This is a genomic window from Pseudoalteromonas sp. THAF3 (assembly GCF_009363775.1).
In the GTDB taxonomy this organism is placed as follows: domain Bacteria; phylum Pseudomonadota; class Gammaproteobacteria; order Enterobacterales; family Alteromonadaceae; genus Pseudoalteromonas; species Pseudoalteromonas ruthenica.
This window is the reverse complement of the sequence record NZ_CP045418.1, coordinates 2,405,339-2,421,005: the sequence shown is the minus strand read 5'-3', so window position 1 is coordinate 2,421,005 and position 15,667 is coordinate 2,405,339. Positions and strand designations below refer to the sequence as shown.

Annotated in this window: 13 protein-coding genes; 12 read left to right on the top strand and 1 reads right to left on the bottom strand. The window is 47.5% G+C overall.

Annotation, left to right across the window (positions count from 1 at the left end):
• The first annotated feature begins 2 nt into the window (after positions 1–2).
• From FIU82_RS11275 to FIU82_RS11240, 8 genes are all read left to right on the top strand, one after another.
• Positions 3–452 carry a SoxR reducing system RseC family protein gene (locus FIU82_RS11275; protein ID WP_130145178.1) on the top strand — a complete coding sequence of 150 codons (450 nt, stop codon included), beginning with the start codon at positions 3–5 and terminating at the stop codon, positions 450–452.
• A 68-nt stretch (positions 453–520) separates the two neighbouring features.
• Positions 521–2,308 carry a translation elongation factor 4 gene (gene lepA, locus FIU82_RS11270; RefSeq protein ID WP_022944101.1) on the top strand — a complete coding sequence of 596 codons (1,788 nt, stop codon included), beginning with the start codon at positions 521–523 and terminating at the stop codon, positions 2,306–2,308.
• 21 nt (positions 2,309–2,329) lie between these two features.
• Complete coding sequence (gene lepB, locus FIU82_RS11265; protein WP_022944100.1) at positions 2,330–3,265, top strand: signal peptidase I; 936 nt, start codon at positions 2,330–2,332, stop codon at positions 3,263–3,265.
• Between the two features lie 2 nt (positions 3,266–3,267).
• Positions 3,268–3,945 (top strand): ribonuclease III, encoded by a 678-nt coding sequence (gene rnc, locus FIU82_RS11260; protein WP_022944099.1) that lies wholly within the window; start codon positions 3,268–3,270, stop codon positions 3,943–3,945.
• A gap of 1 nt (position 3,946) precedes the next feature.
• Positions 3,947–4,846 (top strand): GTPase Era, encoded by a 900-nt coding sequence (era, locus tag FIU82_RS11255; protein WP_026110994.1) that lies wholly within the window; start codon positions 3,947–3,949, stop codon positions 4,844–4,846.
• 6 nt (positions 4,847–4,852) lie between these two features.
• Positions 4,853–5,548 (top strand): DNA repair protein RecO, encoded by a 696-nt coding sequence (recO, locus tag FIU82_RS11250; RefSeq protein ID WP_152441094.1) that lies wholly within the window; start codon positions 4,853–4,855, stop codon positions 5,546–5,548.
• A 7-nt stretch (positions 5,549–5,555) separates the two neighbouring features.
• Entirely contained in the window at positions 5,556–6,287 is a 732-nt protein-coding gene (gene pdxJ, locus FIU82_RS11245; protein WP_022944096.1) for a pyridoxine 5'-phosphate synthase, read from the top strand.
• Between the two features lie 71 nt (positions 6,288–6,358).
• The gene (locus FIU82_RS11240) at positions 6,359–6,754 is read left to right on the top strand and encodes a hypothetical protein (protein WP_152441093.1); all 396 of its coding nucleotides are present in this window, start codon (positions 6,359–6,361) and stop codon (positions 6,752–6,754) included.
• Positions 6,755–6,780: 26 nt separating this feature from the next.
• Here FIU82_RS11240 and barA read toward each other — a convergent pair whose 3' ends face one another.
• Positions 6,781–9,540: a two-component sensor histidine kinase BarA gene (gene barA / locus FIU82_RS11235; RefSeq protein WP_152441092.1), complete on the bottom strand. Its 2,760-nt coding sequence runs from the start codon at positions 9,538–9,540 to the stop codon at positions 6,781–6,783.
• 79 nt (positions 9,541–9,619) lie between these two features.
• On the opposite strand from barA, the gene rlmD reads away from it, so the two are divergent.
• The 4 genes from rlmD to FIU82_RS11215 all read left to right on the top strand — a co-directional run bounded on the left by rlmD (position 9,620) and on the right by FIU82_RS11215 (position 15,610).
• Positions 9,620–10,933 carry a 23S rRNA (uracil(1939)-C(5))-methyltransferase RlmD gene (gene rlmD, locus FIU82_RS11230; protein WP_152441091.1) on the top strand — a complete coding sequence of 438 codons (1,314 nt, stop codon included), beginning with the start codon at positions 9,620–9,622 and terminating at the stop codon, positions 10,931–10,933.
• Positions 10,934–10,941: 8 nt separating this feature from the next.
• Positions 10,942–13,107, top strand: coding sequence for a GTP diphosphokinase (relA, locus tag FIU82_RS11225; protein WP_022944092.1), 2,166 nt, complete (start codon positions 10,942–10,944; stop codon positions 13,105–13,107).
• Entirely contained in the window at positions 13,107–13,868 is a 762-nt protein-coding gene (gene mazG / locus FIU82_RS11220) for a nucleoside triphosphate pyrophosphohydrolase (RefSeq protein WP_152441090.1), read from the top strand. The genes relA and mazG overlap by 1 nt, the downstream gene beginning before the upstream one ends.
• Positions 13,869–13,975: 107 nt before the next feature.
• On the top strand, positions 13,976–15,610 hold the full coding sequence (locus tag FIU82_RS11215) for a CTP synthase (protein ID WP_022944090.1): 1,635 nt from the start codon (positions 13,976–13,978) through the stop codon (positions 15,608–15,610).
• Positions 15,611–15,667: the final 57 nt, after the last annotated feature.

Below are 15,667 nucleotides of genomic sequence, written 5' to 3'. Positions count from 1 at the left end.
TTATGATCGAGCAAACCCTAACGGTGGTATCAGTGAAAGGGGATACCGCCTTTTTAAAAAGCGAACAAAAGCCAGCTTGTGCAGGGTGCAATGGTAAATGTGGCGCGCAAATCTTTGCCAAGTTATTCAAAACCGACAAAAAAACCTTCCCGTATCAATTTTCTGAACCTGTCGTTGTGGGGCAAAAAGTGAAGTTAGCCTTGGATGACTCCCACATTGTCAGCAGTTCGTTTGTTGTTTATATCTGGCCATTGTTGGCGGCATTGGTGAGTGCCGTGCTTGTGCAAAGTGTTTTAGGCTTAAGCGAACTGGCGCAAATTGGCACTGCTGTGGTGGCCGGTTTCGTTGGCTTTGTCATGGCAAAACAACGTCTTGCGCAGGTTGTTCATGATGTAAAAGTATTAAAAATTTACCCTTTGAGCCTACCTATTTCGCAAAGAGTTGGTGATTAGCGTCAATTAAAGGTAAAATCGGGCCTTTATTTACACGAGCTCAAGTTTAAGAAGTCAGAATCCAATTTATGAAGCATATCCGTAACTTTTCGATTATCGCCCATATCGACCATGGTAAATCGACCCTTTCCGATCGTTTGATCCAAGTATGTGGCGGGTTAACCGACCGCGAAATGCAGCAGCAAGTTCTGGATTCAATGGACCTCGAGCGTGAGCGTGGTATTACCATCAAAGCGCAAAGTGTAACCTTGAATTACACCGCCAAAGACGGTGAAACTTATCAGCTTAATTTTATCGACACCCCAGGGCACGTTGACTTCTCCTATGAAGTATCGCGTTCTCTTGCGGCCTGTGAAGGCGCGTTGCTTGTTGTTGATGCTGGCCAGGGTGTCGAAGCACAAACCTTAGCCAACTGTTACACTGCCATTGAAATGGACTTAGAAGTGGTGCCTATTCTTAATAAAATAGACCTACCACAAGCAGATCCACTGCGTGTTGCCGAAGAAATAGAGGACATTGTCGGGATTGATGCCACTGATGCCGTGCAGTGCAGTGCAAAAACAGGAATTGGTATCGACGACGTGCTAGAGCGTATCGTTCGCGATATCCCGCCACCGCAGGGCGACACCGACGGGCCTCTTAAAGCGCTTATTGTCGACTCGTGGTTTGACCCTTATCAAGGCGTTGTGTCTTTGGTGCGCATTGTTCAAGGCGAGCTGAAAACGGGCGACAAGATTAAAATCATGTCGAACGAGCAAGTTCATATTGCTGACAAGGTGGGTATCTTTACCCCTAAACAAACTAATACTGGCACACTGAAAACGGGCGAAGTAGGCTTTGTAATCGCCGGTATTAAAGAAATCCATGGTGCGCCAGTCGGTGATACGATTACCTTGGCGAAAAACTCAGCACAAGAGCGTTTACCTGGCTTCCAGCGCGTTAAGCCACAGGTATATGCAGGCATGTTCCCGATCTCTTCGGATCAATACGAGGCATTTCGTGATGCTCTTGATAAGCTCAGTCTCAATGATGCATCGCTGTTCTTCGAACCGGAAAACTCAACCGCATTAGGTTTTGGTTTCCGTTGTGGCTTCTTGGGCATGTTGCACATGGAGATCATCCAAGAACGCTTAGAGCGTGAATATGATATTGACCTCATTACAACCGCGCCTACGGTAATCTATGAGGTTGAGACCAAAGACGGCACGATTCAGATTGATAATCCATCGCAGTTGCCAGCTGTAAACGATATTCTTGAAATTCGCGAGCCTATTGTTGAGGCCAATATTCTTGTGCCACAAGAATACTTAGGCAGCGTCATTACTTTGTGTGTTGATAAGCGCGGCGTGCAAACGCGTATGAATTATCATGGTAACCAAGTGGCTATCACATACGAACTGCCGATGGCTGAAGTGGTGATGGATTTCTTCGATAAGCTGAAGTCGACCAGCCGTGGTTTTGCCTCTCTGGATTATAACTTTAAAGAATTCCGTACCTCAGACATGGTGCGGGTTGATATTCTTATTAACGGCGACCGTGTTGATGCCCTAGCGATGATTTGTCACCGCGATAATGCTCAAGGGCGAGGCCGTGAGCTTGCAGAAGCACTGCGCGAACTTATCCCAAGGCAGATGTTTGATATCGCAATTCAAGCGGCTATTGGCAATCACGTTATTGCCCGCTCAACAGTTAAGCAATTGCGTAAAAACGTAATCGCGAAATGTTATGGTGGCGACGTGAGCCGTAAGAAAAAGCTCTTGCAGAAGCAAAAAGAAGGTAAAAAGCGTATGAAGCAGCTTGGTAATGTGGAAGTGCCACAAGATGCCTTCTTAGCAATTTTAAAAGTTGGCAAATAATAACAAAAGGAAATGCCTCTGATGGCCGGATATTTCTCCATATTTTTGGTGTTATTAACCCTTGGCTCTGGGTTAATTTGGTTGGTTGACCATCTTGTATATGCACCTAAACGTAAAGAGCGTATAGCCCTAGCTGAAGGGGCGGCGGGTAAAGAACTTGATGAAGAGTTGAAGCAAGAAATCGCACCTGAGCCTGTGCTTACCGAGCATGCTAAGTCGATTTTTCCAATGATCGCTATCATTACGGTGTTTCGCTCTTTCATTTTTGAACCCTTCCAAATTCCATCGGGGTCAATGATGCCGACCCTTTTGGTGGGGGACTTTATCCTCGTACAGAAATACTCTTACGGCGTTAAAGACCCGGTCTGGCGCAGTGAACTTATTGAGACCGGCAAGCCGGAGCGCGGAGATATTGCGGTATTTAAGTTTCCACCAGATCCTAAATTAGACTTTATTAAACGTGTCATTGGGCTGCCTGGCGATGCCATTGTGTATCGCAATAAGCAGCTGTATATCAAACCAAACTGCGCCGAGGGTGAGCGTACTCAAGGTGCATTGCAATGTGGCGAATATAATAAAATTGCGCTAGAGATCATCAATAAGGATGAGTTCTCGCTCAGAGGACAATCGCTGGTGCGGCTGCAAGAGAGTTTGGGTGAAGTTGAGCACGACATTCTGATTAACCCAACTTTGCCAGAATTTAAGAGCAAATATTATCGCCAGCAGGGATCAAAAATTGATGAATGGATTGTTCCCGAAGGCCATTATTTTATGATGGGTGACAATCGCGATAACAGTCAAGATGGACGCGCTTGGGGGTTTGTACCTGAGGCTAACCTTGTCGGTAAGGCCGTGTTTATTTGGATGAGTTTTGAATTTGAACATGAACCAGATAGCGCGCTTCCAAGTTGGGTTCCAACCGGCGTACGATTCGAACGCCTAGGTAATATTCAGTAACAATGAAGAAAAACGTAGCAGAACTTTATAAAAAAATTGGTTATACCTTTAGTGAGCAAAACTTACTAGAGCAAGCCCTTACACACCGCAGCCATAAAGGCCAGCATAACGAGCGCTTGGAGTTCTTAGGTGACTCTATCCTCAGCTTTGTTATTGCCGATGCGTTGTACCACAAGTTTCCTAAAGCGCGAGAGGGCGATTTAAGCCGTATGCGCTCGACCTTGGTTCGTGGGCAAACACTTGCCGAATTTGGCGTTGAATTTGAATTGGGTGATTACCTGCGCTTGGGACCCGGTGAGCTAAAAAGCGGCGGTTATCGCCGTGAGTCTACACTAGCTGATGCAGTAGAGGCGATCATCGGTGCGGTGTTCTTAGACTCCGATATCGATACCTGCCGTGACCTAGTACTAAGCTGGTATGCCACTCGCCTTGAGTCAATTTCCCCAGGAATGAATCAAAAAGATCCAAAAACTCTACTGCAAGAGTTTTTACAGGCGCGCAAACTCCCCTTGCCGGGCTACACTGTGATTGATACGAAAGGTCAAGCGCACAATCAAACATTCACGGTTGAATGTATTGTTGAAGGCATGGACAGCATTATTTCTGTAGGCAGTTCACGCCGTAAAGCAGAGCAAAAAGCGGCGGAAAAAGCCTTAAAGATGTTAAAGAATGACAGCTGATATGCAAACAAATACCCATTGCGGTATGGTCGCCATTGTTGGCCGCCCCAATGTAGGAAAATCGACCTTGCTTAATAAAATTGTTGAGCAAAAGGTCAGTATTACCTCGCGTAAGCCACAGACCACGCGCCATCGCATTATGGGTATCCACACCGAAGATAATTACCAAACTGTTTACGTTGACACACCCGGCTTACACGTAGAGGAAAAACGTGCTATCAACCGGCTAATGAACCGCGCAGCATCAAGCTCAATTGGTGATGTTGAATTGGTGATTTTTGTTGTTGAGGGGACGCATTGGACTGATGATGATGAAATGGTACTCAGCAAAGTCAGTGGTGGCAAAACCCCGGTGTTGGTCGTGATCAATAAGACCGATCAAGTTAAAGACAACAACTTGATTTTGCCGCACATTAAGTGGCTCAGTGAGAAAGGCGATTTTGCTGGCATTATTCCAGTATCGGCAAAACACAACCGCAACCTTGATTTGATCAAAAAAGAGGTACGTGCTCGCTTGCCAGAAAGTGAGTTCTACTTCCCAGAAGATTATATTACCGATCGCTCAATGCGGTTTTTAGCGGCTGAAGTAGTGCGTGAAAAGCTGATGCGCTTTATGGGTGATGAGCTGCCTTACTCGGTTACTGTAGAGATTGAACAGTTTAAGTGGCAAGACAATGGTGTATGGCATATTAATGCACTGATCCTTGTTGAGCGTGAAACACAAAAACGTATGGTGATCGGTAACAAAGGTGAAAAGTTAAAAACTATCGGCCGAGAAGCACGTAAAGACCTTGAGCATATGCTCGATAATAAAGTGTTTTTAGAGCTTTGGGTGAAGGTCAAATCAGGTTGGGCAGATGACGAGAGAGCACTGCGCAGCTTAGGTTATGGCGAAGATTAAACGCCGATGGAAGCCGGTTTTGACCGTGCCTTTTTACTTCATCGTCGAGCCATTAGTGACTCGCAGTGGCTCGCTGATTTTTTAGTACAACACCGTGGTATGATGCGCATGATCGTGCGCCTCAGTGGTAAACACGCCGTAAAACATAAGGCTCAGTTACAGCCTTTCCAACCTTTGCTCATACGCTATCAAGGCGGCGGCGATCTTAAGTATTTGCAGCATTTCGAACTATCAGGCTCACAGCCCGCTTTAATTGGTGACAAACTATATTGTGGTTTTTACATGAACGAGTTGGCCGTGCGTATCGTACCTTTGAACGAGCCGCTGGAGCAGGTGTACGACCTTTATCAAGCGCAGCTCAAGGCCTTGGCGGCCACTAACCACATGGCAGCGAGCTTACGCCATTACGAACTCACCTTATTGGAAAGTTTGGGTTATGGTGTTGATTTTGAATACGATAATATCGGTAAAGAAATCAGCGCTGATTGTCATTATGACTACTATCCAGAGCAAGGGTGGGTGATGCAACAACAGCCTAAATATGGCTATGGTTTTAGCGGTAAGCAAGTGCTTGCAATGGCTGCGCGTGAGTTTACAGATCCTGAAATTCAACAGGCGGCGAAGCATTTTTGTCGCTTTCTACTTAAACCCTTGCTAGGCAGTAAGCCATTGAAAAGCAGAGAATTATTTAAATCAAGGTAAGGCAGCAATGAAAGAAATTCTATTAGGCATTAACGTTGATCATATCGCCACCTTGCGCCAGGCGCGCGGCACTCGTTACCCTGACCCTGCCCATGGCGCAGCAATCGCTGAGCATGCGGGCGCTGATGGCATTACTATCCACCTGCGCGAAGACCGTCGTCATATCCAAGACCGCGATGTGTATGTGATGAAAGACACCATTCAAACCCGCATGAACTTAGAAATGGCGGTGACTGAACAGATGCTAGCCATTGCCCTTGAGGTGCAACCCGCGTTTGTATGCCTAGTACCAGAAAAGCGTGAGGAGCTCACCACCGAAGGGGGGCTTGATGTGGTTGGTCAATTCGATAAAGTTGCCGACGCGGTTAAACGACTTACGGCTGCGGGTATCAAAGTCAGTCTATTTATTGATGCCGATAAAGCGCAAATTGATGCCAGTGTGAAAGCGGCGGCACCCTATATTGAAATTCACACCGGAGCCTATGCCGATGCCGAGAATGACCAGCAACAAGCGAAGGAACTAGAAATTATTCGTGAAGGTGTGCGTTATGCTCATAATCAAGGGCTCATCGTCAATGCGGGACATGGCTTGCACTATCATAATGTGAAGCCAATTGCCGCGATGGAAGAAATCTATGAGCTTAATATTGGTCACGCCGTTATTGCTCGTGCGGCCATTGATGGCATGGAAAAAGCGGTTCGTGACATGAAGCGCTTGATGTTAGAAGCGCGGGCGTGATTAGACCCTAAGCACTGGTGCCGCCTAGTTCGGTGGTATGAGTGTTTTGCAGTTGCTGAAGTAAACATAACATGCGCAGCGTCTCAACCGATCTTGATAACAGGGCACCTGTTTGGCTGGCGCTGTCGGAATTGTTTTTAGATACTGCAGTGAGTGATCACTATGATGCTATCGCCCGGTGCTGTGCGCACTCACCTTACAGCCTCAATGAACTTGCCTTTATTTTCCACTATGAAGTTGCCCCAGTGCTGTGGCGAAACTTATTATCACCTGCTGGGCACTGGAGTGGTTTTGATGAACAGTGGCTTATCAGCGCAGTCAAAGCGCATGTACTTAGCGCACGCACACCGCTAAGGCGGGCGTTACTGTATCTTTACTCGCTTTGTTATCGTCGCTATCTGCACCATCATTGGCAGGCATTAGCGCCAAGGATAAAGCACTGGCGACAAGTGCAAGGCAATGCTTAATGCACTGCCTTCACGTATCAGCACAGTTAAGATGAGCTGCTTTTCTCTAAACCGGCGTCTGCCATCAAATTGCTTAACTCGTCTTGTAGCTCTAACAGCTCGGGCTCAATATCATTAATGCTGGCTTTTTCTTTCATTGCGGTTTCTATCAACTCGGCGAGTTTTTTCAGTTTAGGCACACCGGTATAGCAACAAGCACCATGAAACTTGTGGATTATCGACAGTAAACGCTCATGGTCACCTTTTGCCATCGCCTCTTCGATAAGGTTCAGTGTTTCAGGAATACTTAATAGCAACATATTCAGCATCTCTTGGGCCAAATCTTCCTTGCCACCGGCACGTTGCAATGCCAGCTCCCAATTTAAACTGTCGCTGATAAAGGGGGGCTCGCTTAGTGGCGGTTTAGCACTGACGCGCTCACGAGCAAGCTTGTCATTGGGGGCATAATGCAATAGAGCATCGCTGAGCATATCCTCATCTAACGGCTTAGTAAGGTAACTGGCAAAGCCGACATGTTTTAACTGCTCCTTTTCACCATCTAAGGCATGGGCAGTGACCGCAATAATCGGGGTGTCTTCATTCAGAGATGACTCTAAGATTAGTTTACACGCGGTAATGCCATCCATAATCGGCATTTGAATGTCCATAAAAATTAAGTCGTAACGATGGCTTTTACATACTTCGACCGCTTGCGCGCCGTTATGAGCGGTATCTAGACTCTCCACTTGTTCTTCGAGTAAGGCACAGATCAGTTTTAGGTTGGCATCATTGTCATCGACCACCAAGGCTTTGAGTGGCAAACGGGTCGTATGATGGTCGTGAGTATGAATAGTTGGGTGATCCAAGCGAAATGGCGCAGCCAACATTTCGCAAAATTTGCGATGGTTAATTGGCTTACTAAGACACCCATCGGCACCACTGCCAACGAGTGCCTCACGCATATTATGCGACACTGTGTTGAGTAACAGGTAGAGGTAATCACTGCATTGACGAGCAATGGCAATGAGCTGCTTCATTCTGGCCATGGACTCTGCGCCGCCGGGGTCGCCAAGCACGCAGATATCGTAGTTGAATGCGTTAGTAGCAGCCTGCTCGAGCTCTTCTATGGTGCGGCACCCGGTTAAATGCACGCCCCAAGCCGCCAAAATACTGCTAGTTGCCATATAACTGTGTTCGTTCTGCTCGAAATACAGCACCCGTTTATTGACCAACGAAGCACAAGGCAGGTCAAGTTCAAAGTGATGTTCAGGTACTTTGAACACGGCGTTGAAGGTAAAACAGGTGCCCTTACCGGGAGCCGAGTTCAGGGTGATGCGACCGCCCATAGCCTCGACTAAATGTTTGGTAATGATAAGGCCGAGGCCTGTGCCGCCAAATTTTCGGGTAATGGAAGAATCGGCCTGACCAAAGGGCGTAAACAAAGTGTCTTGCTTGTCCATGGCAATGCCCACTCCCGTATCCTTGACGGATATTAACAATGAGACACGTTCGTCGTTCAACAACCGGCTACTAATATCAATATTGACTTCGCCGTGTTCGGTAAATTTAATGGCATTACTGACTAAGTTAGTCAGTATTTGCCGAAAGCGTGTGGGGTCGCCAACAAGGTGATCGGGCACGTTTGGGTTTACGTGAATAGACAATTCCAGATTCTTCTCATGAGCGCCGGGGGCTAATAAGGTGAGCACTTCATTAACGGCATCACGGATTTGGAATTGAATGCTTTCCAGTTCCATGGCGCCAGCTTCAAGCTTGGAAAAATCGAGAATGTCACTGATGATTGTCAACAGGCTATTCGCTGAGAGCTCAATGGTATCGAGGTAATCTTTTTGGTTTTTATTCAGTGGCGTTTTATAAAGCTGGCGGGCAAACCCGATGACTCCGTTCAGTGGGGTACGCAGTTCATGACTCATTTTCGCCAAGAAGTCTGATTTAACTTGGTTGGCAGCCAATGCATCACGTTTGGCGATATTGAGCTGGATGTTTTGCATCTCATACTGCTCGAGGGTTTCTTGATAATCAGCAGTGGCTTGGTCAATATGACGCTGCATCTCATCCTTTTCTTCGGCCATATGCTGGTTAATATGCAGCAACCCTTGGCGTAGCTGTTCGAGCTCGCCCTGCATTGGCTTTTGAATATTATCGGCCTCTTTCCCATGAGCGACTTCTTGGGTTGCTTGAACTAAACGCGACAGTGGCTGAGTGATCATACGGCTCAAACGAATCGATATCACCACGGCAAAGCCAATGGCTAGCAGAATGACCGCAGCACTGATCAGCACCGCCTTTTGCTGCTCGACTACCGCAACTTGGCGATTGAATTGCACCATGACAATGCCATTAGTTTTAAAAGGCTGATGACTCGGCGCATTGGGGTCAAGTATGCCATGGTAGATGACTAAGAAATCACCTTCTCGGGTCGTTTTGCTACTGGTTTTATTATCAAGCGTCGGTACTTGGGTTAAACGCGCAAACTCACGGTGTAAGTTGCTGGCCAACACCAGTTCATCGTTGCTATCGAAAATAGCAACGGACTTAATAAGAGGTGAGTGTTTGTTATGAATATGCCTGGCGATGCGCTCAAGTGCGCCTTGGTCGTTGTTCGCCAATGGGTTTTCCAGCGCTATACTTAAGGGCTCGATGATCGTATTACCTTGCTCGATAAGAAATTCATCCAGCTCAAGGTAGCGATTTATAGTAAAATAACCGCCAAGTAACAGACCAATCACCACAGTAGGCACCAAGGTCAGGATCAATACCGAGTCCCGCAGGCCTAATCGGTTCATAATCAACCATATTTTTTGTCTGTGATAGGTTTAGGTTATAGCTTTCACAGGCCTTTCGCAATGTTAATTAGGGTAGTCAATGGCGAAGTTCTTTAAGCCCACAAAAAAATCAGTCAGTCAGCGCTTTCGTACCTTGTCGATATCCGGGCTCGACCACCATGGTCGCGGTGTCGCCAAAGATAAAGGTAAAGTGATCTTTGTTGCCGGGGCGCTCGGCTCGGAGCAAGTCAAAGCAGAAATACTCAGCGATAAAAAGAATTACGCTGAAGCACGCTGTGTGAAAGTATTAAGCCCCAGTGCTGAACGAGTGGAGCCAAAGTGCCAACACTACCAGCACTGTGGTGGTTGTAACTTGCAGCACCTCGAGGCAAGTGCACAGTTGGCTGAAAAACAAAAAGCGTTAGCGGCGTTATTTCATAAGTTCACTGGGCTCAGTTCATTGCCATGGCAGAGTCCCATTGATAGCTCACCTTGGCATTATCGTCGTAGTGCCCGGGTCAGTGTATATTGTGATAATAAGCAAGAGACCATCAAAGTTGGTTTTCGCCAGCAGGGGTCAAAACAGATCACTAATATTGTTGCTTGCCCGGTGCTTGATGCAGGGTTTATGGGTGTCTTTGATTTCTTTCGTGATGTTATTGGTGCGCATCGTGCTTTGCGCTGTATTACCCATTTACAGTTGGTGAGTGCCAAAGAACATAATTTCATTGTTGTACGCCACACTAAAACAATAGCGCAAGCACTGCGCGAAGATATAAACGCGCAGGCGCAACAACACAACTGGCAACTTGTTTGGCAAAGTGAAGCGCAGCAGAGCTTGCCTAGCACTTACTATGAGCTGGAAAGTAGTCAGCTCCGCCTTGGCTTTGGTTTGCAAATTTTCATTCAAGTAAATGCCGAGGTCAACGACAAAATGCTCACGCAAGCCATGTCATGGCTTAATTTAGCGGCGCATGACCGGGTATTAGATTTGTTTTGTGGGGTGGGCAATTTCTCGTTGTTAGCGGCCATGCAAGCACAGCATGTTACGGGTGTCGAAGGAGTTGAATCGGCCGTCTCTCATGCGCGCGAAAATGCTCAGCATAATGGCATTGATAACTGTGATTTTTATTGCAGTGACCTCACGCAGCCATTAGCGCAAGCACAGTGGTTTTCAAGCGAGCTTGATGTGTTGATCCTCGATCCATCTCGCACTGGTGCTGAGGCGGTGCTTGCGCAATTACCGTGCAATCAGTTTAAACGTATCTTGTACGTGTCGTGCGATCCCGTTACTCTGGCCAGAGACAGTAAAATTATACTCGCCAGCGGACACCAGCTAACTAAGCTTGGGATAATGAATATGTTTCCGCATACCGGGCATATTGAAACAATGGCCTTATTCGAACGGGGGTAGTTGCGGCCATGGTGGCAACCAGACAATCACACCGTACAGCACAGATAGAGAGCTTTGATACGGCGCTAAATCAACTAGCTCTGAGCGATGACAAACATGCGTTAGTGAAAGCGGCCGCCGACTATTGTGGTGAGCGCCAGTGCGCCGAGCATGACCGTCTTGCCTTGGAGATGGTAGAAATTTTGGCGCAGTTAAATCTGGACGCCAATTCATTGGCGACGGCCTACCTAACGCCCTATTTCCTTGCTGGTTGTATAGATATTGAAGACACTCGCAACACCTTCAACAAAGACGTGGGTCTGTTACTCAAAGGGGTGGAGCAAATGGCGACCATCAGCACCTTGGCTCATGCTGGCAGCGGCCAAGTGCAGGTGGATAAAATTCGCCGCATGCTGTTGGCAATGGTGGAAGATGTTCGCGCGGTGGTGATTAAACTCGCGCAGCAGGTTTGCTATTTGCGTGAAGTGAAAAATGCCGAAGAAGAAGAGCGCGTAATTGCTGCCAAAGAAACCGCAAATATCTTTGCCCCCCTTGCAAACCGTCTTGGTATTGGTCAGTTAAAGTGGGAGCTAGAAGATTTAGCTTTTCGCTATTTGCATCCACAAACCTACAAACGCATTGCTAAATTGCTTGAAGAGAAGCGCTTAGACCGTGAAGCGTATATGCGCGATATGGTCAAGCAGGTAGAAGACAAGCTTACCCAAGCGGGAATTCAGGCGCAGGTATATGGCCGCCCGAAGCACATTTTCAGTATTTTTAAGAAAATGAGCAAAAAGAACTACGAGTTTGATCAATTATTCGACATTCGTGCCATGCGCATCATCGTCGATGAAATTCAAGATTGTTACGGTGCCTTGGGTATCGTACACACCAGTTGGCGTCATTTACCCAAAGAGTTTGACGATTATGTTGCCACACCCAAACCGAACGGCTACCAATCCATTCATACAGTGGTCTTCGGGCCGGAAGGAAAAACCGTAGAAATTCAGATCCGTACCCAGCAAATGCATGAGGATGCGGAGCTAGGTGTGGCGGCACATTGGATGTATAAAGAAGGTGCACTGCCTGGTCGGGACTCGGGTTACGAGCAAAAAATTAATTGGTTGCAGAAGATTCTGCAGTGGCAAGAAGAAGTTGTGGATGGCACCGACCTAGCGGATGAATTGAAAAACCAGGTGGTCGAAGACCGGGTCTACGTGTTCACCCCGCGCGGCGATATTTTCGATTTACCCCATGGGGCAACCCCCTTGGATTTTGCCTATTACATTCATTCCAACGTTGGTCATCGTTGTGTTGGCGCTAAGGTATTTGGCAAGATTGTGCCTTTCACCTACCAGTTACAAACTGGTGATCAGGTCGAGATTCTTACCCAAAAAGAGCCCAATCCGAGCCGTGATTGGCTTAACCCTAGCTTAGGGTATATCCGCTCCTCACGAGCACGTTCGAAGATCCACCACTGGTTTAAGCAGCTAGATCGAGACAAAAACTTACAAGCTGGTAAGGATATTCTCGATGGCGAGCTGCAAAAGCTCGACATTCACTACAAAGACCTCGAGCCGGCGATTAAGCGTTTTAATTTCTCAGCTCTTGATGACCTCCTGGTCGCTATCGGTGCCGGTGATGTGCGTCTAAATCAGCTGCTTAACTTTGTGCAAAATAAAGGTGAAAGCGAACCACAAATCAAGTTTAAGCCGCACCGAGGTAATCACAAAGGCGATAAAAATGGCATCGTGGTTGACGGTGTTGGCTCGCTGATGAGCCATATGGCAGGTTGCTGTGAGCCGGTGCCAGGCGATAGCATTTGTGGCTATATTACTCAGGGTCGAGGCATCGCGGTGCATCGCAGTGATTGTGAGCAATTTGCGCAGCTACAAGAGCGCCACCCCGAGCGCATTGTGGAGGTCAGTTGGTCGCAAAAAACCAGCCAAGACTTTGCTCTGTCAATTAAGGTCGAGGCCAACGATCGCCAAGGGTTAATTCGCGATATCAGCGCGGTGCTCGCCAATGAGAAGGTCAATGTGATGAGCATGAATGTGAATACTATTGATGAGAAGCAACTGGCGATATTTTCGATGAAGATCGCGGTCTCAGACCTAAGCAGCACCAATCGACTGCTAACGAAGTTACTGCAAATTGATGGCGTGTACGATGCCAACAGAGTTGGAGCTAGCTAATGGGCTCTGTTGATGAACTATTGGCGATTATGGCCAAGCTGCGCTGTCCTGAGTCGGGTTGCGAATGGGATTTGGGGCAAGATTTTCACACCATAGTGCCGCACACTCTTGAGGAAGCCTATGAGGTCGCCGACACCATAGAGCGTGGTGATTTTACTGCCCTTAAAGCCGAGCTTGGCGACCTGTTATTTCAGGTGATTTTTTATGCGCAACTGGGAAAAGAACAGCAGCTGTTTGATTTTGAAGACATCGTCAGTGGTTTAAATCGTAAGCTCAAGCAGCGTCATGGTCATATTTTTGCCGATGAAGCCGAGCCCGGAAATTGGGAGCAGCGCAAGCATCAGCAGCGCCAAGCGCAAGGGCAAAAGCAGCTTCTAGACGATATTCCTAGCAATCTTCCAGCGCTCAGTGCGGCTCACAAAATTCAAAAGCGGGTCGCCAGTGTGGGCTTTGATTGGCCCTGCATTAGCGGCGCTTTGGATAAGGTGAATGAAGAGGTCGAGGAAGTGCGTGAGGCCATCAACATTGATCCACACAGCGATCACAGTGCTGAAGAAATTGGTGATTTGTTGTTTGCCACCGTTAATGTCGCTCGCCATCTTGGTCGTGACCCTGAGCAGTTACTGCGCCAAGCAAATCGCAAATTCACTAAGCGATTCAACCAAGTGGAAGTACACATCAATGAGCAGCAGCACAGCCTTGAAGACGCCTCATTAGCGCAAATGGAAGCTGCGTGGCAAAAGGTCAAATCACAAGAGTAAGGCCGCACCCGTAGGCCAATTTAAACTGGATTGGCGAAGGTGGCTTTGCTATACTATCGCCCCGTCTTGATTCTATTTAATCCATTTCCTGATATCTTAGGGTTCGCATGAGTACAAAATTTATCTTCGTTACGGGCGGGGTGGTTTCCTCGTTGGGTAAAGGTATTGCCGCAGCGTCTTTGGCCGCAATTTTAGAAGCACGTGGCTTAAAGGTGACCATCTTAAAGCTGGATCCTTATATCAACGTTGACCCGGGCACTATGAGCCCGATTCAACACGGTGAAGTGTTTGTTACCGAAGACGGGGCTGAAACAGACCTTGACCTAGGTCACTACGAGCGCTTTATCCGCACCAAAATGACTAGCCGCAACAACTTCACTCAAGGACGCGTATACGAAGATGTGTTGCGCCGTGAGCGCCGTGGTGAGTACCTAGGCGCCACCATTCAGGTTATTCCACATATCACCAATGATATCAAACGCCGTGTGATTGAAGGCGCAGAAGGGCATGATGTGGCTATCGTGGAAATCGGCGGCACGGTTGGTGATATTGAATCCCAACCTTTCTTAGAAGCAATCCGTCAGCTTGGTACCGAGCTTGGACGTGAAAATGCGCTGTTCATGCACTTAACCCTAGTGCCTTTCTTAGGCCCAGCAGGAGAAGTGAAAACCAAGCCTACGCAGCACTCGGTGAAAGAGCTTCGTTCCATCGGTATTCAGCCTGATGTGCTGGTATGCCGTTCGGCGTGTAAATTGCCGGCCAACGAGCGCGCTAAAATAGCACTATTCACCAATGTTGAAGAAAAAGCGGTTATCTCACTGCAAGACGTCGACAGCATTTACAAAATTCCGGCGTTATTAAAGTCGCAAGATTTAGACAATATTATTTGTCGCCGTTTTTACTTAGATTGCCCAGAAGCGGATCTGTCTGAGTGGGAACAAGTACTGTATCAAGAGTCGAACCCAATTGGGGAAGTGACCATAGGTATGGTCGGTAAGTATATTGAGCTTCCTGATGCTTATAAATCGGTGAATGAAGCCCTTAAACATGCCGGTTTGAAGAATCGCTTAACTGTTAATATCCAGTATGTTGACTCCCAGGATATTGAGAGCAAAGGCGTTGAATTACTGCACGGCTTAGACGCTATCCTCGTACCGGGTGGCTTTGGCGGCCGAGGTATTGAAGGTAAAATCCGCACAGCGCAGTATGCTCGTGAAAACAAGGTACCTTACCTAGGTATTTGCTTAGGGATGCAAGTCGCATTGATTGAATACGCACGCAACGTTGCTGGCCTAGAAGGGGCAAACTCAACTGAATTTGATGCCGGCTCTGCACACCCGGTGGTTGGCCTTATCACCGAGTGGCTGGATAAAGACGGTAATGTTGAAATGCGTGATGCAGACTCTGATTTAGGCGGCACCATGCGTTTAGGCGCGCAGTTATGTCACCTCAAAGAGGGTTCAAAAGTACGCGAGGTGTACGGCAGTGACCAAGTGGTTGAGCGTCACCGCCACCGCTACGAAGTAAACAACAATTATGTTGAACAACTTGAGCAAGCGGGTCTGAAATTCACCGGTCTCTCCGAAGATAAAAAGCTGGTGGAAATCATCGAAAATGAAGATCATCCATGGTTCATAGCGGCGCAATTCCACCCGGAATTCACCTCAACACCACGCGATGGTCACCCACTATTTGAAGGTTTCGTGGCAGCAGCAAACAGCTTCCAGAAACAATCTTCGTAATTGTCAGATAAAGCCGTGCTCATGCACGGCTTTTTCGTTTTACACTTGGGACAAGAG

Bases quoted from the DNA above. Each gene is read 5' to 3' on its own strand.
- FIU82_RS11275 (WP_130145178.1), top strand. From the start codon at position 3: ATGATCGAGCAAACCCTAACGGTGGTATCAGTGAAAGGGGATACCGCC.
- lepA (WP_022944101.1), top strand. From the start codon at position 521: ATGAAGCATATCCGTAACTTTTCGATTATCGCCCATATCGACCATGGT.
- lepB (WP_022944100.1), top strand. From the start codon at position 2,330: ATGGCCGGATATTTCTCCATATTTTTGGTGTTATTAACCCTTGGCTCT.
- rnc (WP_022944099.1), top strand. From the start codon at position 3,268: ATGAAGAAAAACGTAGCAGAACTTTATAAAAAAATTGGTTATACCTTT.
- era (WP_026110994.1), top strand. From the start codon at position 3,947: ATGCAAACAAATACCCATTGCGGTATGGTCGCCATTGTTGGCCGCCCC.
- recO (WP_152441094.1), top strand. From the start codon at position 4,853: ATGGAAGCCGGTTTTGACCGTGCCTTTTTACTTCATCGTCGAGCCATT.
- pdxJ (WP_022944096.1), top strand. From the start codon at position 5,556: ATGAAAGAAATTCTATTAGGCATTAACGTTGATCATATCGCCACCTTG.
- FIU82_RS11240 (WP_152441093.1), top strand. From the start codon at position 6,359: ATGCGCAGCGTCTCAACCGATCTTGATAACAGGGCACCTGTTTGGCTG.
- barA (WP_152441092.1), bottom strand. From the start codon at position 9,540: ATGAACCGATTAGGCCTGCGGGACTCGGTATTGATCCTGACCTTGGTG.
- rlmD (WP_152441091.1), top strand. From the start codon at position 9,620: ATGGCGAAGTTCTTTAAGCCCACAAAAAAATCAGTCAGTCAGCGCTTT.
- relA (WP_022944092.1), top strand. From the start codon at position 10,942: ATGGTGGCAACCAGACAATCACACCGTACAGCACAGATAGAGAGCTTT.
- mazG (WP_152441090.1), top strand. From the start codon at position 13,107: ATGGGCTCTGTTGATGAACTATTGGCGATTATGGCCAAGCTGCGCTGT.
- FIU82_RS11215 (WP_022944090.1), top strand. From the start codon at position 13,976: ATGAGTACAAAATTTATCTTCGTTACGGGCGGGGTGGTTTCCTCGTTG.